Here is a 23,916-nt window from a genome sequence, read left to right on the forward strand (position 1 = left end):
AGTACAGCCGCCAACTTCCTATCTCGCACTGCTTGCCAACACAATAGCCGAAACAGCCTTGGCCCCAGCGGCAAGTAACGTATGGGCACAGGCATCAATCGTAGCGCCTGATGTAAAAATATCATCCACTAAAAAAATAGTCTGATCCTTGACCTGACTTGGGCGCGTTACATAAAACGCGCCTTTTACATTTTCCCGCCGTTCCATTGGCTGAAAGCGATACTGCGGCGCCGTTGGCCGCAACCGCACTAACAATTCCGTCTGCCAGTACGCATCGCCAAACATCGCCTTTACCCATGTTGCGAAAATCACTTCCGTTTGATTATAGCCCCGCTGGCGGCGCTTTGCCTGGTGAATTGGCGCAGGTATAAACAAGCAGGTAACAGCTTCTGTGAGCATTGGAAAAGCTTGCTCTAATTCGCCACGGTTTGGCAAAAAAGCTTGTAAATATCGCGCCGCTTCACGTCTTTGTCCATACTTTAAGGCTTGCAGTTTTTGGCGCACTGCCCCCTGATAGTCGGCTAACAACAGAATTTGATCAACATAGAAGAGGCCTCGGTCTTCGCCTGTTAACAGTAGTTTCACCATATAGTGGTTCTGACAAGCGGCACACCACTGTCCATAAGACGCCTGACTGCGGCCGCAATGGGGACAGCGCGGCGGTAAGATAATATCTAATAACGCCTGATACCAGGAACGAAACCAAGCGATCGAAAAATTCACCAGTCTTCGCCTCGCAACCGTTCCGCCAGCAAAGAATATCGCCGCTTAGTACGATCATTGGCCACAGCTGTATTGAGAGCGGCCTTTGTCCCAAGAAGAATGACTAGTTTTTTAGCGCGCGTTACAGCCGTATACAGCAAATTACGCTGCAGCATCCGATAATGGCCCGCCACTAATGGCAAGATTACTGCTGCATATTCACTGCCCTGACTCTTATGCACGCTCATTGCGTAGGCTAGATGAAGTTCATCCCATTCACTTTTATGATAGGCTACTGTTCCTTCAGGATAGGCGACGATAGCCGTCTCGCTGTCAAGATGGTCAATATAACCAATATCACCGTTGAAAACGCCTTTTTCATAGTTGTTGCGCATCTGCATGACCTTATCGCCCTGCCGCAGGCAGACTCCCATAGAAAGAACCTCGCTCTTTTCCAGCTGCGGCGGATTCAAAGCAGCTTGCAGTAATCTATTTAAATTTTCTACACCACATTCCAATTTGTGCATTGGTGATAAAACCTGCAGATCCTTGCCCCAATCATAGCCGATTTTCGGCAGTTGCTCGCCGCAAAGACTTACAATCGCTCTAGCTGCAGCGGCTTCACTCTCCAGCTCATAGAAAATAAAATCGCCATCGTCGCATTGCGGCAAAAGACCCTGATTAATTCGATGAGCATTGAGAACGATCGGGCTTTCGCCAGCTTGACGAAAGATTTCCGTAAGGCGTACAACAGGAACGGCTTCAGAACGAATAATATCTTTCAGCACACTTCCCGGCCCCACAGCAGGCAATTGATCCACATCGCCTACGAGCACAAGACGGCAGCCTGATGGCACTGCCTGCAAAAAATCGTGCATTAACAAAATATCCATCATTGATACTTCATCTAAAATAACAGCATCCGCATCTAAAGGATGGTTCGCATTGCGGGCAAAATAAGGCGCCCCTTCCGAACCGCCTGTAGATTCAAGCAAGCGATGGACCGTCATGGCTTCACGGCCTGTAGCTTCACTGAGACGCTTGGCTGCTCGCCCTGTTGGCGCGCCAAGAAGAATTTTTAAACCGGCTGCGGCCAAAACCTCTAGTATCCCCTTCACGGTAGTAGTTTTGCCGGTACCAGGACCGCCGGTCAGAACGAGAATACCATGATCGAGGACGCTCACCAGTGCTTGACGTTGCGCCTTTGCCAAAGTCACTGCCGCTTTTGCCTCCCACTGCGCCACAAGCTTATATTTATCGGCACAGAGGGCCGATTTCACCTCGGTTTGCAGCTCACTAAGACGTGCTGCTACATTTTTCTCAGCTTGATAGAGCGGATACAAATAAATAAGATACGTCCCTTGCCAAGATTCGGCACATAAGAAGCCGTTTTTTATAAACTGACTGATCAAGCAAGCCACTTCATACTGATCAGCCTGCAGAAGTTTCGCTGTTTCCTTGACTAACAATTCTTCGGGCACACAGGAATGTCCCGCCTGGGTCGTCTGGAACAAAGCAAAATCAATGCCAGCTTCCAACCTCGCTTCATCATTTTTGCCAAAGCCTAAAGCCATAGCAATTTGATCGGCCGTACGAAACCCAATGCCTGGTACCTCTTTGGCCAAACGATAGGGATTGGCGCGCAGAACATCTAGTGTATCGCGGCCATAAGCGCCATGAATTTTTGCCGCATAAGCGCCGGATACGCCGTGGGTCTCCAAAAACAGCATGATCTCCCGCAAATCCGATTGGGCGGCATAGGAGGCGCGAATCTGTTCCGCTTTTTTCGTACCGATCCCTTCGACCTCGGTCAAACGGTGCGGTGCGGCCGCAATCACTTCGAGCACCTGCTCGCCAAAATAAGTGACAAGTCGTGACGCCATAGCCGCCCCGATCCCCTTGACAGCGCCTGACGCTAAAAACCGTTCAATACCAGCCGCTGTAGTCGGCTTGATACGACGGCAAGAAATAGCTTGGAACTGTCTACCGAATTTAGCATGATCCACCCACTTACCTGTGAGAACAACCTGTTCGCCGATAAGCGGTGCAGCAATCCGGCCCGTTACGGCTGCTTGCTGCTTCTGCCCATCTGGCGTAATTTTAAAGACAGCAAATGCGCCGTCAGGGCTCTGAAAAGTAATCGCCGCAACGACGCCTGTCAATTCTTCCATACAAATCCCGCCTACTTCCATTCTCAAAACAGAACACACGTTTCGCTTTGTATGATTATTTCGCAAACCCCAAGAAAAAATCCTTTTTTTCCAGTAAAAAGAGGAGGACTTTTTGTAAAAAAAGAGTATAATAAATTGTTGTATCCACTCAATAAGTGGTAGCGGCATAGAATGAATATCATGAGCCAACAACGAATGAATCAGCTGGCTAGAAATTCATATTATGATTACAATGAATGCTATTATTATAGGAGAGGCCTGTATGCGAGAAGTTCTTATGCGAGAAGTCCCTGTGCGCGAAATTTCTATGCGCGAAGACATGTATACGTATCATTATTTTAAACGCCGTTGCCTAAACCAATCTATCCAGAAAAAAACGGTTCTCATGTCTGCTATTTTGTTATTCAGTGTTTTATATTTTGCCTCGACTTTGTTTCTACTAACCAAATAGTCCTTCATTCCAACGATGTTTTGCGTAAAAGAGGATGTTTCTCATAAAAATGCTTATGAGAAACATCCTCTTTTACTATTCCCTATTCCTGCTACTTTACCTGACCGACAAGGCCTTCGCCAAATTGTTAATGCTGTCCGATAGAGCATCAAGCCGCTTTTCGATCCGGACTAAAAGATAGATTGATACTACCATAGGAAAGCCATAGTTGGCGGCGGCTGTCAAGAGCGGCGCTACATCCATCGTACTATTCTAAGGGCGTTGTTTCATTAACCCGGATCTTAGCCCCTATGATCTGTACGAGATCGCCATTTTTCGAAGCAAAAATTCCTTTGGTCACAATATCCTGCATAACCGGTTGCGCCTGAGCTAACGTCAGGTTGTCTACAGGATCAGGCAAATTCAGCGTGACCTGTTTACCTGATTGATCATGAAACAATAGTTGCAATGTCTTGGCCATCACATATCCTCCTTGTTAGTTTTTATAAATGATTGCTTACGAATTACTAAGTGTGCCTTCGTCAAGACGTTCCACTACGAAGGGCGTATGCTGCTGCAAAGCGCCTAGCGCTGTGCCGACAGCATAGACGTCAGCGTCAGCCGCACTTGCTTTCAGGCCGGACAGAGTCCGCTGTTTGTATACCGGTTTTCCTGCCGTATTCACGCCGGTCTGCACTTTCAAAATCAGTTTACCAAGCTGCGTTTCTTTATTGACTGCCATTACCTCTCACCTCCCCTCACTCTCTACCATTCCGTTAAGGCTCACTTTTAAACGGCGTAGGGAACGTTTTTTCAGTTGCGATACAGCTTGCGGCGTTAACGACAGACTGCGGGCAATGTCTGTAAGGCTCCAACCTAAAGCCCAAGCTTTCAGCACTAACTGTTGCCGCTCTGATAAAGATTTTAGCGCTCGCTGCACTAAGTCGAACCGCAACCGTTGTATAACTGTGTCTTCCAAATTATGCGGATCGGCGAAAAGAGCCGTATCGCTGACCTCACCGCGAATTCTGTCAGTAGACTCATCCTGATCATCCCAGGCATCATAAGAAAAAACACTTTGCCACAGATGCCGCTCTTTTTTAAACAAATTCCATAAAGCGTATTTGACGCGGCTTGCTACATACGCGGCAAAAGGAATATTCTTGTCCTTATCAAAGCATTGAATGGCCTCAGCTACAGTCAGACGAGCCACTGAAAGCGCTTCCTCGCCGAGGGCTTGTAAGTGAGAAGCTCTGGTATAATGAACAACCAACGGATCAAAGTAGTGGCACAAAGCCGCAAAAGCTGCTTTGTCACCGGACTGGGCTAAACGAAGCTGTTCTGCCAAGGGTTTCTTACTTTGTCCCTGAGGTTGCACAGTACACTGCATTTTTTACTGCACCTTCTAGTGAGTAACGTTACTCTAATTTAGCGCTTGCCTTCAGCATAGACGCAATTGATCAACCAAGCAAAACCTGGCTTAGCGCTAAGTCAGACGCGACAAATATTGCTATCGTGGCTTAAACAAACAGAAAAGCCCCTCAGCAATTCGCTGAGAGACTATAAAATACAATATATAAAGTGACTGCATAAAAATTACTCTTCCTGTGCCAGCAGCCAAGTTTCATAGACTTCGTCCAGTTCGGCTTTCATGGCTTCATATTCCTCGTATAAAGCTTGACTTACGGCAAGATCCGCCTGATTTTCCGGCAAGTTAATCTCTTTTTCCTTGAATTTGAGCATAACTTCTAACTCACGAATCCGCAGCTCCAACTTCTCCATAGCGGCTGCATCGCGCCGCACAGAACGACTTGCTGTACTCTTCGTAGCGCTGCTCGTAGATTCGGCTACGTTCTCCAAAGACGCTTTATTCTGAGAAACTGGCGACGCTGTCATAGCCTTCGCTAGGCCTGATGACGTCTTGCCTTGACCCGTTTTAGGAGCCGCTTCCGCTGCTAAAGCTGCTTCTTTCGCCCGCTTTTCGCAAAAATGCTTATAATCACTATAATTGCCGGGATAATCGCTAATAGCGCCATCTTTTAATTCGATCACTCGCTCAGCTACTTTGTCGAGGAAATAGCGATCATGAGACACAGTTAAAAAGGTGCCAGGGAACACGGCAAGCGCTTCTTCCACGGCTTCTTTCGCCGGAATATCTAGATGGTTCGTCGGTTCGTCAAGAATCAAAAAGTTCGCCCCGGTAAGCATGAGCTTCAGTAGAGCTAACCTTGCTTCTTCACCGCCGGACAGACTGCCGACCTCTTTGAAAACATCATCGCCGCGAAATAAAAAAGCGCCAAGATAATGCCTTGCTCGTTCTTCGCTCATGCCAAAATCGCGCACAATTTCATCAAGAACCTGCCAGTCAGGATGAAGGTTTTCATGCTGCTGAGCAAAATAACCGACCTGCACGCGACTGCCCAGCTTCAACGATCCTTTACGCAGCTCTAATTCTCCCGTGATAGCCTTGAGAAGTGTCGTTTTACCAGCGCCATTCGGTCCAATTAAGGCTACGCCTTCTCCTTTACGAATGGATAAGGCGAGGTCTTGAAAAATCATAGTTTCGCCATACCCTGCCGCTGCATCTTGAATATCTAATACTCGTTGGGCTGAATCGCCAAGAGCATTAAATTCAAAGAAATCGAACTGCGCTTGGCCGCCCACCGCTTCGAGCCGTTCCAACCGACTGAGCTGCTTGGCTCGTCCTCTAGCTTGTTTTGATTTAATCCCGGCACCGTAACGGCGAATATATTCTTCTGTTTTAGCAATCTGATCCTGCTGCTTGGCATACGCCCGTTCCGCCGCTAAGGTTAAAGCGGCCTTTTTATCTAAATAGGTACTATAATTGCCTTGATACTCTCGCAAACTGCCTGCTTCGAGCTCCCAGGTCTTGGTAGTGACTTGATCAAGAAAGTACCGGTCATGGGAAATAATTAAGAGTCCGCCACGAAACGCTGCCAAATAGTTTTCTAGCCACTCTACCATAACTAAATCAAGATGATTCGTCGGTTCATCGAGAAACAAGTAATCAGGATCTCGCACCAGCGCCTTCGCGAGCGCAATCCGAGTTTGCTGTCCGCCAGAAAAAGAAGTTACTGGTCGAGCTAGTTCTGCTTCAGTAAAACCAAGCCCCGTAATAATTTTTGCCAAACGCTGCTCATACTCATAGCCGCCGCCACTATCAAACGCCTGCGACAGCGTACCATAAGACTGCATCAATTTATCAAGTTCTGCGCCGGATGCGTTGGCAATTAAGGCTTCCAATTCGTGAAGCTTATTTTGCAGGATTAATAGCTCAGAAAAAGCCCCAAGCAGTTCTTCCTGCAGTGTTCCCGTACCAAAATCGCTTTGTTGTTCCACATAGGCCAGCGTTTCGCCTGGTGACAAAGCAACTTCACCGCCATCATATTCTTCTAGCCCCAGCAAACACCGCAACAGCGTCGTCTTGCCTGTCCCATTAGCACCGATCAACCCAATTCTATCGCCAGGACGAATTTCAGCCGAAACGCCTTCAAATACGCGCCGAATGCCAAAGAACTTGCTCAGGTCCTTAATCTGAATCAATCCCATAATACACCTCATTGCTCTCTCTTTATATCCCAGCCAGCCTAAGCTAACTCTACTAGTTACTCTAAATCGAATGAAATTATTATACCACAAAAAGTCCTGATAAGACCGTATCATGGGCGTCACCCGATCAGCAAATAGAACTACCTGATTGAAGGTAAGGATGTTTCAGCTCTGTTTAATAAGCGGGGAATCGAATGGCCTTGCGACAAATAGACGCAAAAACCCCGGTAAGACAGGCCGAAGTCAAGTGACAACGGTGAGGCGGTCTTACCGGGGTCTTTGCATTTGTAAAACGTTTATAACGCCTTTGCAAAGCGCTTCTATATTTGTTTATTCAATGGTACAAATCGCATTTGGACGACGAATCAGTAAAGAACAGGTTTCCATCACGCGGAACATATGATTCATACTGACAGGTCCCAAGTAGGCTGTGACCATATCCTGTCCAATCGCCAAGCTCACATTTTGTGCGCCAGCAGCAACAAGCACTGCTTCATTGTCTTTCAAAACGCCTGTTGCATAAACACCGCCACCCACAAGGGTTTTGATCTGATCTAATTCCAAAATGCCTGATGCGCTATGTACGCGAATCATACGACCAAAAAGAACCGGACTAACAGCCAATGCATAGGGGCCATAGTAGCCAGCGCTAGTTAGCTTACTAACGGCAGCAACAATGCTATCTAAAGCACCGCCGTTTACATTCCAGTCAGCGGCCTTAGCAATGAGGCGACCTTTTGCATTTAAAAGACCTTCCTGTCCTAATTCTTCATTACCGCGAAATACTAGTTCATCTTCCTGCACGGACAAGACTTCTGCCGCTACAGCTGCAGCACTTACATCAAGGGGCAACCCGAGTTTCCGGTCTGTCTCGACATCACGCCACTGAATTTTAAAATCCTTATAGATAAGCGGAAATTGCGCCATTTTACGATTTTCCGCCGCCACAACGTCGCCTTCTTTATCGCCGGTCAAATTGACCTCAGCCGCTCCGGCGTTGCCAAATACCGAATAAGGCAGTGTATAAATACCGGAACCAAGCGGTCCGAGCACATCAATCATTTTACGGCCTACTAGCTGCTGACGAGCGGCCACGATCACGGCATTGTCTAAATTCGCCCAATCTTCCTTCGTAAATGGCGCCGATTCTCTATCTAAATAATCCATAATAAATCCCTCCTTAATATCTTCGTTGGCTCCCTTAACGCCTTAACGCAATTTCCCGACCGTCGGTTCACTGTCAGCAGGAGCGCTAGCTGACACGACAACTTTTTCGTCATGACCGACCGTATGATCTTCCAAAAACTTCTGTTTTTGAATCTCGTCAATCCGCGCAATAATATGCATAAGCTCAGCGACATGTTCTTTTTCATCGTCGCGAATATGAGCTAAAAGATCTTTAATTTCTTCATTATCGATATTATCAATATGGAGCTGATATTGATTTATGGCCTCAAATTCACCAATCAAATCCTCTCTCAACCAAATTAGGAGCTGCTCAAACTTTGTCGCCTGGATTGATGTATCTTGTTTTCCTTGTCCATAAGCCATAATTCATTGCCTCCTTCAAAATATCTACAGTTTTTACAAAGTAACACAAATCGATACTTTTTATTAATTACTTCGTGTTATCGTTAAGAAAGTCCTGCTAATAAATTGAACACAAAAACTAAATTTAACGACAAAAAATGCAATAGTGGAACTTACGATTCCCACATTTTTGAATTTTACGTCTATTTTTGTTAAAATAGAAAGAAAATGTAGTCGGTAAGGGGGATCTCAAGGATGTCAATTGTTAAACCTGACGCTGTCATTAGCGCCTTACTGCCTTGTTACACAAACCAAGGCGATCATAGCCTGCTATGCTTCGCCACAGGAAAAACAGCAGAGTTTACTTGCAGTGTAGAAACTGTACTAAAGCAACTTGCTGTTGCCTACCAAATCAATCTAGTGAGCCTACGCCAAGAAGGACGTCGCCGCACTGGCCGCCAAGAATACATACCGTTGCCCTTTGCACCGGAGCTTTTACTCACACCGATAAAACTGCGTCAACCCCGCCTCATTGGGGATGGTTCGCTTGGCTATATTAATACTTATCTGATTCGTTCCATCCAAGATGCTCCCCCGCCTTATGAAAGTGAGATCCAGCTTTCCTGTGGTCAGCGAATTCTTGCCTACTGGAAAAAAATCAACGTAGAAAAGCAAATTCGCCGCTCCCGCATTACCACAGTCGATCCTGGTGAAAGTAATGAAGACCGGCGTTGCCGCCTGCTGATCACGAATATTTTAGCTTTGCTCCACACGTTTCCAGCTATGTAGTTAATATGCGGTGTACTAGCGCAATGCAGACACTGGGTTTCGTGCGATGAACTAAGTCAAAAAAGTGAATGGTGTCGCCCCGACACAGCGGCAGCCAATCCTGGATGCCGCGAAAAGCGCCATGGACTAAAAGGAGCCGTTCGGCAAAACGGGTCTCACCAATTCTTAAAATAATCGGGACGGTAAGATCCTTCGATCCGCCATCGACCACAACAAGTTCTACTTCCCGCGAAGTTTTATCAAACTCTAACAGTAGCGCAGCAAGCAGCCCTTCAATCATGCCTTCGCCGTCGCGTACAAAAAGAACAATCGTTAGACTAGGCGGCTGCAACCGCTCTGATAAAATGAGCCATTCACTGACATCTCGCAGCATCTGCCATAGTCCGTACAAGGCCAAGGCAAGTAAAATCACACTAACTGTATAAGAAAAAAACAAACTATCCCCTCCCTGTTCTGGGATAGAATAGTTTATGAAATCTCTGATTGTGCTGCTACTTAATCAAGCAGCACAATTTTATTTTTAATAGCATATAAGACAGCCTGGGTCCGGTCATTCACCTTCAGTTTGCGGAAAATATTCGTTAAATGATTCTTCACAGTCTTTTCACTTAAAAACAATTTATTCGCAATTTCCTGATTGCTCATGCCTTGACAAATAAGCTGCAGCACATCAATTTCCCGATAAGTAAGACGTTCTTCCCGTCGACGTTGCTGTAACTTTGAGGCAGCATAAAGGTCTTCCTCGCGACGGCGGTTCATTTCGCCAAAGAGCCGCTTGGCCAAAGTCGGATAAATAAAGGTATCGCCCTTACAAACGGAGCGAATGGCCTGCACAAGCATACCAGGCTCAATATCTTTTAGTAAATAACCAGACGCCCCGGCTTTAATCATTTCCATCACATAAGTCTCATCATCATTAATTGTCAAAATAATAACCTTGCTTTTCGATGGCGACAACATAAGCTGTTTCGTCACTTCTAAGCCGTTCAGTTTCGGCATATTAATATCAAGCAAAAGCACATCAGGCTTATGCTCCTGTACCAGTCGAATGGCCTCTTCGCCATCCACGGCTTCAGCAACGACTTTAAGGTCCGACTCCAACTCTAATACATTTTTAATCCCCTGTCTTAGCAGCATATGATCATCTGCTATTACAATCGTATATGGCACCAAAAATCCCCCTTTATTTTGCCACAGCCTGCGAATCTTGCGCTGTTTTCCCCTCATGCATAATACGGGCCGTCAAAAAGATGACAAGTTCTTGCCCTTCCCTGTTTTCCACTCTATGAGTAAACAAGCCGCCGATCAAAGGAATATCTCCTAAAATGGGCACCTTCGTTGTTTGTTCTGTTGCCAGCCGATTCATTAAACCGGCTATTGCAATCGTTTCACCATCAGCCATACGGACCTCCGAACTGGCAATCCGCTTCGAAAATTGATAGGTTTTAAGGTCACTCACCCAAGTGGGCGCACTGACTTCCGTATCAATCTCAGCCGTAATAAAATGATCAGCTTGAATATAGGGTATATAGGTCAAAATAATGCCGGAATCGGCATAGTCATAGCTTGTTGTTGTCTCAACCTCTGTGGTTGTCGTCTTCGGAATTGGTAAGGTATCGCCAACATGGATAAAGGCGGCTTTGCCGTTTACAGCCATAATTCGCGGCTTAGCCACTAGCTTAGCGCTTCCCTCAGTCAGTAGCGCCTCTAGCGTTGCTGCATAGGAAACGGCATAGCGACCGCCTTGCGGGTTGCGTCCAAATAAAAGAACGCCGCCATAATTAGAGCTATTTGTCCCAGTCCCTTGCGGAATATCAGACCAGCGCCACTCTAAGCCGAGCTTTGCAGCCGCCTGTTTATCAATACTGACGATTTGCGCCTCTACCATGACTTGCGGCGTAGCTACATCTAATTTTTCAACTAATGCCTGCAGCTCTGCCGCGGCTCTGTCGGAAGAACGAAAAACCAGGGAATTCGTTGTGTCATCAATTTTAATGGATTCATAGGCCCGATCCACCTTTAGAGCCTGTTTGGTATTCAATCCGGTGATCGGCGACAGTTTTTGGGTCTTAACAGCGCCTTTACGCCCACTTGGCTCGGAAACAACAGTTTGATTGTCAAGTTCAGTCGTTGGCCCAGACGACACCATAGCCATCGCTTGCGAATTGCCTTTATCCCGCAGCAGCAGCGCCGCCTTATCAATAACCTCTTCGGCTCGCACATGATGCAGCATGATAATATGCAGCGGCTCAATGAGCCGTTTTTCTTTCGTCTCATCGACAATGAGAACATCACTGCCGCGCTGTTCATAGCGCAATCCCTTGGCTTCTGCGATTAAGTCAAGAGCCTGCGCAAAAGGAAGATTCTGCACGGCAAGCGAGATTTTTCCCTGCACCGAATCATCAATGACCATATTGACTGAACTGAGGCGCCCTAACGCGAGCAATACATCGCGAACTGACGCATCTGACGCAGTTAAAGTAACAAGAGGACTAAGCTCGCCAAGACGGGTACTCCCAACGAGTAGCCATAATACACAAAACAGGAGTCGATATAATCCAAAGTGACAGTTTTGCTGTTTGCTCACTGCTCCCTACCTTCTTAGTTGCCGACAGTGAGTACTAAAGTTCCCTCCGGGCCCGTCAAAGTAACAGCTTGATCAACAATTTCAGCCAAAGTATAGCTCCCGATCGGATCTCCGAGAAAATACAACTGGCTTGCTGCGCCTGTTGCAATGACAGCAGCCTGACTGCGCCCTGTCGTTACAATCGCGGTGACTCGATACATTGCAGCGGCGGTATACTGTACGCCTTGCTCTGGCTGCTTGACTTCCGTAGTAGCTTTCTTAGCACTGCTTGCCGCTTCTGTCGGCGAAATTTCACGGCTTGTACTATTGTGGTCAGACTGCAACGGTAGCGGCGGTGGTTTGGCCGACAGTTCGGCTGGTTCTTGGCGGGAAAATCCTGACGGCGGCTGAAACGGATCACGGCCCAGCCTTTGACCGTCTGGCCCCGCCGGATTCACAAGATTGGTAGGTTTTATCAGATTTGCTGAATTCACCGAATTTCTAGCAGCGCCTTCTAACGCCGCTGTGCTTGGTTCTACAGAATCGTGCGGCAAAAAGTATGCTTCTTGCCAACCGTGATTCGCAGTAAAGATCAGACAGCTGCCGCCAACTAGAGCGGCAGCTAGTGCTTTCTTCATCCAAGCTTTCACAATGAACACCAGGATTCTTTCTAGACGTAACTGCAATAGTTTGAATGACACTAGTCTTAATTTATTATTTGTTTATCTATTATTTTATAGTATTCTGTGAAAAAGACCAATCACTTTTTTAATTTACTATAAAAAGGGTAAGTCCGATTCTATTTATATTCTTTTAACTTGGGCCCTAAAATCCGCTTATAGGCCTCAACACCAGGCTGATCAAAGGCATCAACCTGAGCCAACTCGCCCTCGTAAGCAATCGATAAAGCCAGAAGATACAAGAGCTCGCCGAGATGATAGGCCGATAGCTTCGGCAGCTGGAAAGTACCATTTAACCGATTTTCCTTGGCAAGTGCTTCGGCGTTAGAACGCAGCGCCGCCTGCAAGGCCTTGCTCATGGAAATCCCGGCCATAGCCGCAAGCGGACCAATCTCAGGATATAAGTTGGGGATAACCGGATCAATCGGCCACTCCAACACTTCCACAAACTGGACGACCTTGTCAAGACTGCCATCTTGATGAAGCTGTGTCTGCGAATGCATATCGGTCGTACCAACAGCCACTACAGGCGTTCTACCGTAATAAACGGTCTCGCCAGCGCGATTCGTCCGTTTGCCCAAAGATTCAGCCAGAAGCTGAATATACCATTCGGCCGTAGATTTCAGATAGTCGCCATAGGGCATAAATACTTCAATATGGCGACCGTACTCTTTGGCAGCCACATATTTAATCGCTGCATTGAGCATCGCTGGATTTTCGGTTAATACTTCAGAGCGACAGGCTTCATCCATGGCTTTCGCTCCGGCCAGAAACGCATCAATATCAAAGCCGATGCAAGCGCCGGTTACGAGACCAACCTCAGAAAAGACGCTAAAGCGACCGCCGATGCCATCCGGTACGCTAAAGGTCGTCCAGCCCTCAGACTGAGCGAGCTTTTTAAGCAGCGTCGCCTTATGGCCTTCTGCGGGATCGGTTACCGCCACAACCTGCAGCGAAATGGCTGGATTCTGCTTTAATTGTTCATAAGCAACCAAAAAATTGGACATGGTGTCAAGGGTCGAGCCCGACTTAGAAATCACCACAAGGAGCAGTTCATAGACAGCACTGTCGCCCATGCCTGCCGCGAAGTGAGCCGCTTTCACTTTCGCCTCGGCCTCCATCTGACTGATAAGCTGGCTAGTCCGTAACGGATCAATATTATTACCACTAAAATAGAGTTTGGGATAGCCATCACGTTCCGCGGCGCTTTTACTATTCCAAAACTCGCCGCAATGTACATCAAATAGAACTTTATTACCTAAAAAGGAACCGCCAATCCCGAAGGAAATAACAGCATCCGTGTGATAGCGTAGCGACGCCGAAAACTCTTTCAACCGCGCTAGCGACGAAGGACTATTCAAATGGTCTGCCGTCACAAACGGCAGTTCTGTAAACAGAACTGGTTCGGGTGTGCCGTCTTTTGATAAATGCCCTGTGACTTCGCCAGTCTGACGCATATGCGAAATGGCGGCATGAGCTGCTTTCAATTTTTGGGAAAGCGCCGCAAGATCTTGTTCCGTAACCTTGCCTTCACCAACTAAATTGCCATAATCGAAGGTAAAACCAGAATCTAGAGTCAACTGCTTTGTCTGCTTTTCTATCATCTTGTGTCACTCCTTCTATCGATTTTGGGTGGCTGCTCATCACATTACATAGGACTCACTCGTCGCCATAGCCATCAGGATAGGCTTGATGCCATTCCCAAGCCGATTCGACGATCTCTCGAACCGAGCTGTGCTGTGGTTGCCAGCCTAGTTCGGCGCGAATTTTGGCGCTAGAAGCCACAAGCACTGCAGGATCGCCAGCGCGACGCGCCGCTTCTTTTACCGGAAAATCAACACCTGTCACTTCTTTGGCTACGGCAATAATTTCTTTAACGCTAAAGCCGTGCTCACTGCCAAGATTATAAACCGCCGAAGCGCCGCCTGCCAATAAATGCCTAAGCGCCAGCACGTGAGCGTCAGCTAAGTCAGTAACATGAACATAGTCGCGAATACACGTTCCGTCAGGCGTCGGATAGTCTGTGCCAAAAACAGAAATCGCTTCTCTTTGGCCTAAAGCCGTCTTTAAAATTAGCGGAATCAGATGCGTTTCTGTGGCATGATCTTCGCCGATAAACCCGCCTTCTAGCGCGCCGGCAGCATTAAAATAGCGTAGAACAGCATACTTTAGGCCATATGCTGCTTCATAATCGGCCAGCATCCCTTCAATAACAAGCTTCGTCCGACCATACACATTCGTTGGCGCCTGTTTCGCCGTTTCCAAAATAGGTACAGCTTCCGGTTCGCCATACACAGCCGCAGTAGAAGAAAATACGATTTTCTTCACCTTCGCTGCTACGAGAGCATTGAGGAGCGATAGAGTTCCAGCCACATTATTTTGATAATAATAAGCAGGATTTTTCATGGACTCGCCCACAAGACTCGCTGCAGCAAAATGGACGACAGCATCAATTTTTTCTTCGTGCAGCACCGACTCTAACAGCTCCGTATCGGCAATATCGCCAAGGACAAACTGGACTTTTTCCGCTTCAGCTGGTACAGCGTCTACATGACCTGTCACCAAGCTATCATAAACGACGATCTTATCCGCATCGGCTAACAGCGCCTGCACTGTATGCGAGCCAATATAGCCAGCTCCGCCTGTTACTAAAATATTCATCAATACCACTCCATTTTTAAACTGGCTCTGACAATTGCCAAAGTTTAATCGCAATTATTCAAGAGCGGTTTTACTGTCCGTACAAGATACTCCAAAAAGGGATCTCTAAGATCAGGCCGTTTCAAGGCATATTCCACAGTCGCCTCTAAAAAGCCCTGTTTATCGCCAATATCATAGCGCCGTCCTTCAAACTGAAAGGCATAGACGGATCGATCAAGAGCTAACTTCTGCAGTGCATCAGTCAGTTGAATCTCCCCACCGCGGCCTGGCTCCGTTGTTTCGAGTAAAGCAAAGATCTCCGGCTCAATAATATAGCGTCCCAATACAGCAAGTCGTGATGGCGCTTCGCTCACATCAGGCTTTTCTACCAAAGATTCCGCCTGCCAAAGACGCGGCTTTAAAGCCTTTGGTTTCACAATGCCATAACTCGACACCTTATTTTGCGGCACTTCCTGAACACCGAGAATCGTACCGGGATTCGACTCATACACATCAATAAGCTGCTTTAAGCAAGGAACGGAAGAATCGACAATATCATCTCCTAAGAGAACGGCAAAAGGCTCATTGCCCACAAACTGCTTGGCGCAAAGGACAGCATGACCCAGCCCCCTGGCCTCTTTCTGACGAATATAATGAATCTCTACATTAGAGATTTCTTCAATCAAACCGAGCATGTCATATTTGCCACTGGCCTTTAATGAAAGTTCTAGCTCGATGGACCGATCAAAGTGGTCTTCAATGGCTCGTTTGTTTCGTCCAGTGATAATTAAAATTTCTTCAATCCCTGACTGGATTGCTTCTTCAATAATATACTGAATCGCCGGCTTATCAATAATTGGCAGCATTTCCTTCGGCTGCGCTTTGGTTGCTGGCAAAAAACGAGTCCCCAGACCCGCTGCTGGAATAACAGCTTTGCGAACTGTCTGATTTGGCTTTCTAGTTACCACAGGCAACACTCCATTATTATTAGATTATTTTTTGTATTCGCTCACAGTAGAATTGAATCCTGCCCTAAGCCTCCATTGAGCAGGTGAATAGAGGAAAAAAGTCACAGGAAAATTAAAAGGATTCTCGACAAAACCAGCGAAATTATTTCTAATGCTGTATTTACCTATTGTTGCTATCATTTAAGAGGAGATGAAGTTTGTGCACCGTTTTACTAAGAAAACAACTCTAGTTACACTTGCGCTCATGATCGGCTGCTTTTTGCTGACTGTAGCCACAGCTTCGGCAGCGCCGAAGCGAATTGGTATCACTAAGTTTGAAACAAACAACTACACAGTCCGTGTTCGCGGCGGCTACTACGATATTGGACTTGGCGCTTCCGATATGCTCACAACTGAACTGGCCAAAAATAGAAATTTTGAAGTCGTAGAAAGAGAACAAATTCGTTCCGTATTACAAGAGCAGGGTTTTGGCGCATCTGGCGCAGTGGATCCTAGCACGGCCCCGCAGATGGGCAAACTGCTTGGCTTAAAATACATTGTCTACGGTAAAATTCTGTCAGCTGGCGCAGAAGAAAAACATGACCAAATTATGGGCCTGCATATTGATAAATTAACAGCCAAAGTCCGTATTTCCGTACGCATGATCGATGCTACGACAGGCTCCATCGTCTGGGCGGATCAGGTTGAAGGGAAAGTCGAAAAAAGTGGCGGCGGCATTGAAGGCCTTGGCGGCACCTCAACCGAAGTATCAGCAAGCATTTATGACGATGCTCTGCATGGCGCCATTAACCAGATTGTAAGCCGCATCAATCAAGGCGCTCCTACAGAAGGCGCTATTGCGAAAGTCAGCGGCCGTAAAGTATATCTTGATATCGGCGTAGACCAAGGCGTACAGCCTGGTCAAACCTATGTAGTATACCGTGAAGGCGAAGCCATTACGAATAGCGCTGGTCAAGTTATCGGCGTTGATAAAACCGATCTTTGCACGGTAAAAGTGACCCGCGTAGACGGCGGCATGGCCATCGCTGAAATTCAAGACAAAAGTATGCCACTATTGCAAGCTGGCGATAAAGTCCGTTCCAACTAAATTTACAGACTAACTAAATCTACAGAATCATTAGGTTAATAGATTCTAAAACTGATCATAACCAAAAGGCGCTCTAACTTAGAGTGCCTTTTTCAGAAGGGAGTTTTTTGCATGAAAAAGAGTCTTCTGGCAAGCTTTTTTGCTCTCTTACTATTTCTAACAGCGCAGACCGTTTTTGCGCAAAGTGTGACCGTCACAGGCAATGGCGTCTCTCGTGAAGATGCGATTCGCGATGGATTGCGTCTAGCCGTGGAACAGGCCGTCGGCACCTTAGTTGACTCACAAACCTTATCGCGAAACAACCAGATTGTGAACGACGAAGTCTATACAAAATCATCAGGCTTTGTACAGGATTATCAGGTCGTCAGCGAACAGCGAAACGGCGGTGTTTACACCGTGGATCTTGCTGTCACTGTGGATACCGATCCAAGCTCGGCCTTATATACGAAACTGCAAAAGCTGCGCCTCATCGAAGTAATGCTGCGCGATCCGCGCATTGCCGTCTTTATTCCCGAGCGCTACCAATCTGGCGCTTTCCCTGATCCGGCTGGTGAAACAGCCGTCATCCAGAAATTGCGTGATGCCGGCTTTAAGCATGTCCTTGACGCGCGTCAGACAGCCAATATTCAAGAAAATCAGATTGTCCGCGCCATCCTTGACGGCAATCTCCGTGACGCTCGCTCCATGGCTACCACCTATCAGCTAGACTTTGTCATTGTCGGCGAAGCTACGGCCCAATATGCTGGCGATCTGTATGACAGTGGCATCAAATCAAGCCGCGCTCATATTGATGCCAAGGTTCTCAAAGTGGATACAGGTGAAATTATTGCCGCTCAAGGTTTTGAAGCAGGCGGTGTTGACATTACGCCGCGGATTGCCGCTAAAAAAGCCCTAGCTGCGGCGGGAGCGCAAGTCGGCGATTATATGGTCCAACAGCTCATGCAGTATGCAAGCGATCCTGATAAGCCACTGACCATCTATGTCAGCCGCGCTAGTTTTAATAAGCTTAACCTTATGCAAAACGCTTTAAAGCAAGTACCTGGCGTAAAATCAGTCTTTTTGCGTTCTTATACGAATGGCGTCGCCCAAATTGACGTGACCTATACAGGTTCGCCAAAAGTACTGGCTGACGCCCTGCAAAACACGGACGGCGTATCGCTTGATGTAACGTCCATCTCGAACAGCACGGTTCAGGTAACACTGCGTTAAATAAAGCTAAAGCTCACGACCACAAACAAAGCCTCAGCCTTTTCCCAAACGGAAATGACTGAGGCTTTTGCTTTGTAACTTTACGTACGAATCACAATTCTATTGTCTATTTCGTACCGTGATTTTCCCCTTTGCTTACAGCCGCTTGGGCTGCTGCCAGTCTAGCTACGGGAACACGATAAGGTGAGCAACTCACATAATCAAGCCCGATCTGATGGCAAAACTCGACGGAACTCGGTTCACCGCCATGCTCGCCGCAAATGCCAATAAGCATGCCTGGCCGCGTCTTCCGGCCCCGTTCTACGGCAATCTGCATCAATTGACCGACCCCGTCGCGATCGAGAACAATAAAGGGACTTTCCTTAAAGATTTTCGCATCAATATAATCCGCCAGGAACTTGCCTTCGGCATCGTCACGGCTAAAGCCAAGCGTCGTCTGGGTCAAGTCGTTCGTCCCAAAACTGAAGAACTCTGCTTCCTTAGCCATGCGATCTGCTAAGAGAGCCGCTCGCGGCAATTCGATCATCGAACCAATGGTATAAGCAAATTCGACCTTCATTTCCTGCATAACATCCGTAGCAATCCCTTCAATCCGTTCCTTGAAGAAAGCCATTTCTTTCGGATCAATCGGTAGCGGAATTTCCACTTCCGGCATGACCTTCACGCCTTCTTGCACGAGTCTTGCTACAGCCTGGAAGATAGCGCGGCTCTGCATATCGTAAATAGCCGGGAAGGTAATGCCAAGGCGGCAGCCGCGATGGCCCAGCATCGGATTAAATTCATGGAGCGCCCGGACCTTCTTTAAAATTTGCAACCTGGCTTCCAGTCGGGCCGGATCCTTGCCAGTCACCCGCAGTTCCGTTGTCTCTACCAGCAAATCTTCTAAGCTTGGCAAAAATTCATGAAGCGGAGGATCTAAGAGACGAATCGTTACGGGATAGCCAGCCATAGCCTTAAAAATGCCGTAAAAGTCGCCTTCCTGCATGGGTAGCAGCTTATCAAGGGCATCTTGCCGTTCTGCTTCATCTTCCGCTAAAATCATCTTCTGGACAAAAGGCAGGCGATCTTGCGCCATAAACATATGTTCCGTCCGGGTTAAGCCAATTCCAGTTGCGCCAAATTGCCGTGCCTTCAGCGCATCTTCCGGCGTATCGGCATTGGCCCGTACTTCCAGGCGTTTGACTTCATCAGCCCACTGTAAAATTGCCAAATATTCTTCAGACAGTTTCGGCTCTAACATCGGAACCGTACCGCCGATGACTCGTCCGGTAGCTCCATCAATAGAAATCATGGCTCCTTTGGCAAAAACCTGGCCGCCGACAACAAATTCCTGCTTGTCATAATCAATCTTTACAGCATCGCAACCGCAGACACAAGGCTTGCCCATACCACGAGCTACCACAGCGGCATGGCTCGTCATACCACCGCGACTTGTCAAAATCCCTTGAGCCGCTACAATCCCATGAATATCATCAGGCGTCGTTTCGTTGCGAACAAGAATCACTTTTACGCCATTTTTCCCAAGGCGCTCTGCTTCATCGGCGTCAAAAACAACTTCACCCGACGCAGCGCCAGGCGACGCTGGAAGTCCTGTTGCCAGTACATTGAGCTTTGCTGAGTCATCAATCCGCCGATGCAGTAGCTGGTCAAGCTGACCAGGATCAACTAGGAGCAAGGCGTCCCGTTTCTCAACCATACCTGATTGAACCATATCATAAGCAATCTGAATCGAAGCCGCCGCTGTCCGTTTCCCATTCCGAGTCTGGAGAATATACAGCTTACCCCGCTCAACAGTAAACTCAATATCCTGCATATTTTTATAATGCCGCTCCAGCTGGCGAGAGATTTTATGGAATTCCTTATAAATCGTTGGCATTTCTTCCGCCAGTTTGGCAATAGGCTGCGGCGTCCGAATCCCAGCTACCACATCTTCCCCCTGCGCATTGGTCAAATACTCGCCATAAAGCACATTCTCGCCCGTCGAAGGGTTACGACTAAAAGCAACACCCGTACCAGAATCGTCACCCATATTGCCAAAGACCATCTCTTGAATATTGACAGCCGTGCCAAGGTCATGAGCAATCTTATTGATATTCCGATAGATAATGGCCCGGTTGTTATTCCAGGAACGAAATACAGCTTCCACCGCCATAAAGAGCTGCTCGACCGGATCTTCCGGGAAGGGCTGGCCGCTCCGCTGTGCCACAAGCTTCTTATAATCGGCAATGACTAGGCGCAGTGTGTCGGCAGACAGTTCCTGATCGAGTTTTACGCCCTGCTTTTCCTTATGGTCCGCTAAAATCAGTTCAAAGTCATGCTTGGGAATTTCGAGCACCACATCACCGAACATTTGAATGAAGCGGCGATAGCAATCGCAAGCAAAGCGCGGATTTTTCGTATTTTTGGCCACAGCCGCCATAGTCTGTTCATTTAAGCCCAGATTTAAAATGGTATCCATCATGCCAGGCATGGAAAACATGGCGCCAGACCGAACCGAAACAAGCAGCGGATTCTCGGCATCGCCTAGCTTTTTCCCACTCTTTTTTTCGACAGCCTTCAGACAAAAGCTCACTTCATCCTTTAAGCCGTCAGGCCATTTTTTACCGGCCTTATAGTAGTCATTGCAGGCGGCCGTCGTGATTGTCATCCCTGTCGGCACAGGCAGGCCCATGCGAGTCATTTCGGCCAAATTGGCCCCCTTACCGCCTAAAAGCGCTTTCATTTCGGCCTTGCCCTCATCAAAAAAATACACATACTTTGCCACTTACTTTTCCCCCTTCCGATATATCTCCATAATCATCGCTGCCGTCTCTTCTACCGCCTTATTGGTCACATCAATCGTAGGACAGCCAATGCGGCGCATAATCGAAGCAGCGTAATCAAGCTCAGCTAAGATTCTTTCCAGGTTTGCATAGTCGCTGTTTGGCGATAATTTCATCGACCGCAACCGTTCCTTGCGAATTTCATAAAGCTGCATGGGATCAATCGTAAGACCGAAGACTTTTCGCTTTGGCACTTCAAAGAGTTCTTCCGGTAAAGGCGTTTCCGGTACAAGCGGAACATTGGCTGCTTTTAGGCCCTTATGAGCCATATACATACATAACGGGGTCTTCGAGGTACGCGATACGCCCGTAAAAACAATATCAGCCTTTAGCAAGCCCCGCGGCTCCTTGCCATCATCAAATTTTACGGCAAACTCAATGGCCTCTACCCGTGTAAAATAATCATGGTCAATTCGGCGTATCAGACCAGGTTCATGCGTCGCTTCCTGCTGCACCAAACCGCCCAACATAGCGATGACAGGCCCCATAATATCGGTACAGGGAATATCAATCTCCGCTGCCTTTCGTTCTAGATACTCTTTCAGAGTGGGTGTTACGAGCGTATAGACAACAGCCGCTCCTGACGCTTCCGCCGCCTGTAAGGCTTCATCGATTTCTTCGGGTGTACTGATGTAGGGAACACGGCGAAATTCAAAGCGTACCTGCCGAAATTGGCTGGCAGCAGCCTTGACCACAATCTCGCCAGTCTCGCCGATGGAATCAGACAGAACATACACCACAGTGACTTCTCTGTTACTAATACATGCCGCCTCCCTTCAGACTAGAACAAGTGTAATTTAATTTTATGAGCTGTAAATTAACTTTATTTTTGGAATATTTTCTTATTTCTATTATACCACAAAATTTGTCTATACCTTAAATTTATGAATCTCCGCCTGAAGATTATCGGCTAATTTGGCCAAAGCCTGACTAGCCGAAGCAATTTGCGCGACTGCCGCAGCTTGTTCTTCCGTAGCGGCTGATACAGTTTGAGTCGTATCATTGACATGTTTACTTTGATTAGAAATGGAAGTAATTGATTGTACGATCTGCTGACTATTTCCCGTCATTTTGGTCACCGCTGCGGCAATCTCCGTAATTTTTTGCGAAACATGGTCAATCAAATTACGAATCTCATGAAAGATCTCGCCAGCTGACGCCACCACTTCGTTGCCTGTAGCTACTTCTTTTCGTCCCACATTCATCGAAGCAACAGCCTGTTCCGTCTCACTTTGAATATTGCCAATTAAATCAGCAATCTGTTTCGCCGCCCCCTGCGATTGTTCGGCCAATTTACGGACTTCTTCCGCCACAACGGCAAAACCGCGCCCTTGCTCGCCAGCGCGGGCCGCTTCAATCGCTGCATTGAGGGCTAAAAGATTCGTCTGACCGGAAATATTAGCAATCGTTTCGACAATCTGACCAATTTGCTGTGACCGCTCACCCAGATTTTCAACGGTTTGCGCCGTATTGGCCACAGCCGCTTCAATGACATTCATTTGTTTTACAGCCTGCTGAATGGCCGCGCCGCCCTGACTGGCTGCATCAGTCGTTTTTGCCGCCGCCTGCGATACAGCTTGCGTCGTTACTGCCACTTGATCAATTCCTGTATTGAGCTCTTTAATCACCCTAGCGCCGCTTTCTACCGATTGCAACTGTTGCTCGGCCCCTTGCGCCACGGTACCAATTGCAGCAGCAACTTGATCAGTAGCCTTTGAAGATCCCTCGGCACTAGCTGTCATTTCCTGAGAAGTTCCCGCCAGCTGTTCGGCCATACCGGTCATCTCTTTCATTAACGTACGCAATTTTTCCCGCGTCTTCCCTAATAATATAAACATATCGCCAATTTCATCATTCATTATGGCTTTCGCAAAATCCGATGTAAGATTCAACGCTTCCATTTGCGCAACAATATGCCGCAACCGCTCAATACGATGAATTAAAAACCGTGTATATAAGACAGCAATCGCAATACTAAAGAGGGAAACGGCAATTGCGATAATACCAATCGTCCAATTGGTGCGACCAATATCGCTATTCATCCGCTTCGTCCCTGCTGTTAACATCGTTTGCTGCGCCTCAGTCAGCTGATTAAACTCTTTTTCTATGGTATCGACAGCAGTCCGTCCCTGCATGGCCACATCCGACGGCAAGGGCTTATTCTGTTTTTTGAAAGCAATTCCAGTGTCGCCAATCGTAAGATATCCCTGCAATTCCTTGAGCAACTTGGCACTTTGCTCCTTTGCTGCGTTATTTTCCGATTCGTCGACAAGCTTTTGAACTTGACTAATCGCTTGATTCATATCTTTGCGATACGCCGCTTCATAGGACGCACCATCACTATAAAGAAAAAAGCCTCGCATATTGAGCAGCGCACTCGTAAAGGCAATATGCGCATCTTTAGTCTGAAGCATCAGCGGCACATTATACGAGGAAACCTGTTCAACTTCTGTCGAGACTTTACGAAAATTATAAATAGCAAAAACCGAAGAACAGCTGAACAACAACACAATAATTAAATACATGCCAATGACTTGCACCAATAAAGATAACCGTTTTTCTCTAAACATTCTCTGCTACAGCTCCTTTAGTATACAATCAGCCAAACTTATTACCTTTACATTCTTCGTCAAAAAATACTAATTACCTCCGAAATATTACATGACTTATTTCCTGTTTTATGAGAATACTACAAAAAACAGCAAGCACTGTCGATTTAGCGCTTGCTGTTTTTATAGACTACAGAAATATA

At 47.1% G+C, this 23,916-nt stretch carries 23 protein-coding genes; 4 read left to right on the plus strand and 19 right to left on the minus strand.

The window, feature by feature from the left end; genetic code table 11:
- Nucleotides 1–18: 18 nt before the first annotated feature.
- Complete coding sequence (locus AC0MXB_RS07460) at nt 19–723, minus strand: ComF family protein (protein ID WP_474039027.1); 705 nt, start codon at nt 721–723, stop codon at nt 19–21.
- Entirely contained in the window at nt 720–2,873 is a 2,154-nt protein-coding gene (gene recD2 / locus AC0MXB_RS07465; protein ID WP_474039028.1) for an SF1B family DNA helicase RecD2, read from the minus strand. The genes AC0MXB_RS07460 and recD2 overlap by 4 nt, the downstream gene beginning before the upstream one ends.
- 262 nt (nt 2,874–3,135) lie before the next feature.
- Between recD2 and AC0MXB_RS07470 the strand changes: the two genes are divergently transcribed.
- Nucleotides 3,136–3,324: a hypothetical protein gene (locus tag AC0MXB_RS07470; RefSeq protein ID WP_474039029.1), complete on the plus strand. Its 189-nt coding sequence runs from the start codon at nt 3,136–3,138 to the stop codon at nt 3,322–3,324.
- A 96-nt stretch (nt 3,325–3,420) separates the two neighbouring features.
- Here the strand turns inward: AC0MXB_RS07470 and AC0MXB_RS07475 are convergent, their stop codons facing one another.
- From AC0MXB_RS07475 to AC0MXB_RS07505, 7 genes are all read right to left on the minus strand, one after another.
- Nucleotides 3,421–3,567 carry a YvrJ family protein gene (locus AC0MXB_RS07475; RefSeq protein ID WP_474039030.1) on the minus strand — a complete coding sequence of 49 codons (147 nt, stop codon included), beginning with the start codon at nt 3,565–3,567 and terminating at the stop codon, nt 3,421–3,423.
- Nucleotides 3,568–3,571: 4 nt separating this feature from the next.
- Entirely contained in the window at nt 3,572–3,784 is a 213-nt protein-coding gene (locus AC0MXB_RS07480; RefSeq protein WP_474039031.1) for a DUF2922 domain-containing protein, read from the minus strand.
- Nucleotides 3,785–3,820: 36 nt separating this feature from the next.
- Nucleotides 3,821–4,045, minus strand: a complete 225-nt coding sequence (locus AC0MXB_RS07485; protein WP_474039032.1) for a DUF1659 domain-containing protein — start codon at nt 4,043–4,045, stop codon at nt 3,821–3,823.
- Between the two features lie 6 nt (nt 4,046–4,051).
- Complete coding sequence (locus tag AC0MXB_RS07490) at nt 4,052–4,693, minus strand: sigma-70 family RNA polymerase sigma factor (RefSeq protein ID WP_474039033.1); 642 nt, start codon at nt 4,691–4,693, stop codon at nt 4,052–4,054.
- A gap of 206 nt (nt 4,694–4,899) precedes the next feature.
- Entirely contained in the window at nt 4,900–6,873 is a 1,974-nt protein-coding gene (locus AC0MXB_RS07495) for an ABC-F family ATP-binding cassette domain-containing protein (RefSeq protein WP_474039034.1), read from the minus strand.
- A 330-nt stretch (nt 6,874–7,203) separates the two neighbouring features.
- Nucleotides 7,204–8,040, minus strand: a complete 837-nt coding sequence (locus AC0MXB_RS07500) for a family 1 encapsulin nanocompartment shell protein (RefSeq protein WP_474039035.1) — start codon at nt 8,038–8,040, stop codon at nt 7,204–7,206.
- 42 nt (nt 8,041–8,082) lie between these two features.
- Complete coding sequence (locus AC0MXB_RS07505) at nt 8,083–8,424, minus strand: ferritin family protein (protein WP_474039036.1); 342 nt, start codon at nt 8,422–8,424, stop codon at nt 8,083–8,085.
- Between the two features lie 234 nt (nt 8,425–8,658).
- On the opposite strand from AC0MXB_RS07505, the gene AC0MXB_RS07510 reads away from it, so the two are divergent.
- On the plus strand, nt 8,659–9,192 hold the full coding sequence (locus AC0MXB_RS07510) for a hypothetical protein (protein WP_474039037.1): 534 nt from the start codon (nt 8,659–8,661) through the stop codon (nt 9,190–9,192).
- Here the strand turns inward: AC0MXB_RS07510 and AC0MXB_RS07515 are convergent.
- The 7 genes from AC0MXB_RS07515 to galU all read right to left on the minus strand — a co-directional run bounded on the left by AC0MXB_RS07515 (nt 9,185) and on the right by galU (nt 16,046).
- A complete protein-coding gene (locus tag AC0MXB_RS07515; protein ID WP_474039038.1) occupies nt 9,185–9,628 on the minus strand; it encodes a hypothetical protein in 444 nt (147 codons plus the stop codon). The two genes, AC0MXB_RS07510 and AC0MXB_RS07515, sit on opposite strands and share 8 nt — an antisense overlap.
- Nucleotides 9,629–9,687: 59 nt before the next feature.
- Complete coding sequence (locus AC0MXB_RS07520; protein ID WP_474039039.1) at nt 9,688–10,362, minus strand: response regulator; 675 nt, start codon at nt 10,360–10,362, stop codon at nt 9,688–9,690.
- A gap of 13 nt (nt 10,363–10,375) precedes the next feature.
- Nucleotides 10,376–11,779 carry a secretin and TonB N-terminal domain-containing protein gene (locus AC0MXB_RS07525; protein ID WP_474039040.1) on the minus strand — a complete coding sequence of 468 codons (1,404 nt, stop codon included), beginning with the start codon at nt 11,777–11,779 and terminating at the stop codon, nt 10,376–10,378.
- 14 nt (nt 11,780–11,793) lie between these two features.
- The gene (locus AC0MXB_RS07530; protein ID WP_474039041.1) at nt 11,794–12,417 is read right to left on the minus strand and encodes a hypothetical protein; all 624 of its coding nucleotides are present in this window, start codon (nt 12,415–12,417) and stop codon (nt 11,794–11,796) included.
- A gap of 140 nt (nt 12,418–12,557) precedes the next feature.
- Nucleotides 12,558–14,042, minus strand: a complete 1,485-nt coding sequence (locus AC0MXB_RS07535; RefSeq protein ID WP_474039042.1) for a glucose-6-phosphate isomerase — start codon at nt 14,040–14,042, stop codon at nt 12,558–12,560.
- Nucleotides 14,043–14,097: 55 nt separating this feature from the next.
- Entirely contained in the window at nt 14,098–15,099 is a 1,002-nt protein-coding gene (galE, locus tag AC0MXB_RS07540; RefSeq protein WP_474039043.1) for a UDP-glucose 4-epimerase GalE, read from the minus strand.
- A 44-nt stretch (nt 15,100–15,143) separates the two neighbouring features.
- Complete coding sequence (gene galU / locus AC0MXB_RS07545) at nt 15,144–16,046, minus strand: UTP--glucose-1-phosphate uridylyltransferase GalU (protein ID WP_474039044.1); 903 nt, start codon at nt 16,044–16,046, stop codon at nt 15,144–15,146.
- 199 nt (nt 16,047–16,245) lie between these two features.
- On the opposite strand from galU, the gene AC0MXB_RS07550 reads away from it, so the two are divergent.
- Nucleotides 16,246–17,133: a CsgG/HfaB family protein gene (locus AC0MXB_RS07550; protein WP_474039045.1), complete on the plus strand. Its 888-nt coding sequence runs from the start codon at nt 16,246–16,248 to the stop codon at nt 17,131–17,133.
- Between the two features lie 111 nt (nt 17,134–17,244).
- Nucleotides 17,245–18,342 (plus strand): hypothetical protein, encoded by a 1,098-nt coding sequence (locus tag AC0MXB_RS07555; RefSeq protein WP_474039046.1) that lies wholly within the window; start codon nt 17,245–17,247, stop codon nt 18,340–18,342.
- A gap of 106 nt (nt 18,343–18,448) precedes the next feature.
- On the opposite strand, the gene ppdK is transcribed toward AC0MXB_RS07555, so the two are convergent.
- The 3 genes from ppdK to AC0MXB_RS07570 form a co-directional block, all read right to left on the minus strand.
- Complete coding sequence (gene ppdK / locus AC0MXB_RS07560; protein WP_474039047.1) at nt 18,449–21,106, minus strand: pyruvate, phosphate dikinase; 2,658 nt, start codon at nt 21,104–21,106, stop codon at nt 18,449–18,451.
- Entirely contained in the window at nt 21,107–21,904 is a 798-nt protein-coding gene (locus AC0MXB_RS07565) for a pyruvate, water dikinase regulatory protein (RefSeq protein WP_474039048.1), read from the minus strand.
- A 129-nt stretch (nt 21,905–22,033) separates the two neighbouring features.
- Entirely contained in the window at nt 22,034–23,734 is a 1,701-nt protein-coding gene (locus AC0MXB_RS07570) for a methyl-accepting chemotaxis protein (RefSeq protein ID WP_474039049.1), read from the minus strand.
- Between the last annotated feature and the right edge of the window lie 182 nt (nt 23,735–23,916).

Source organism: Pelorhabdus sp. sgz311001, assembly GCF_055901755.1.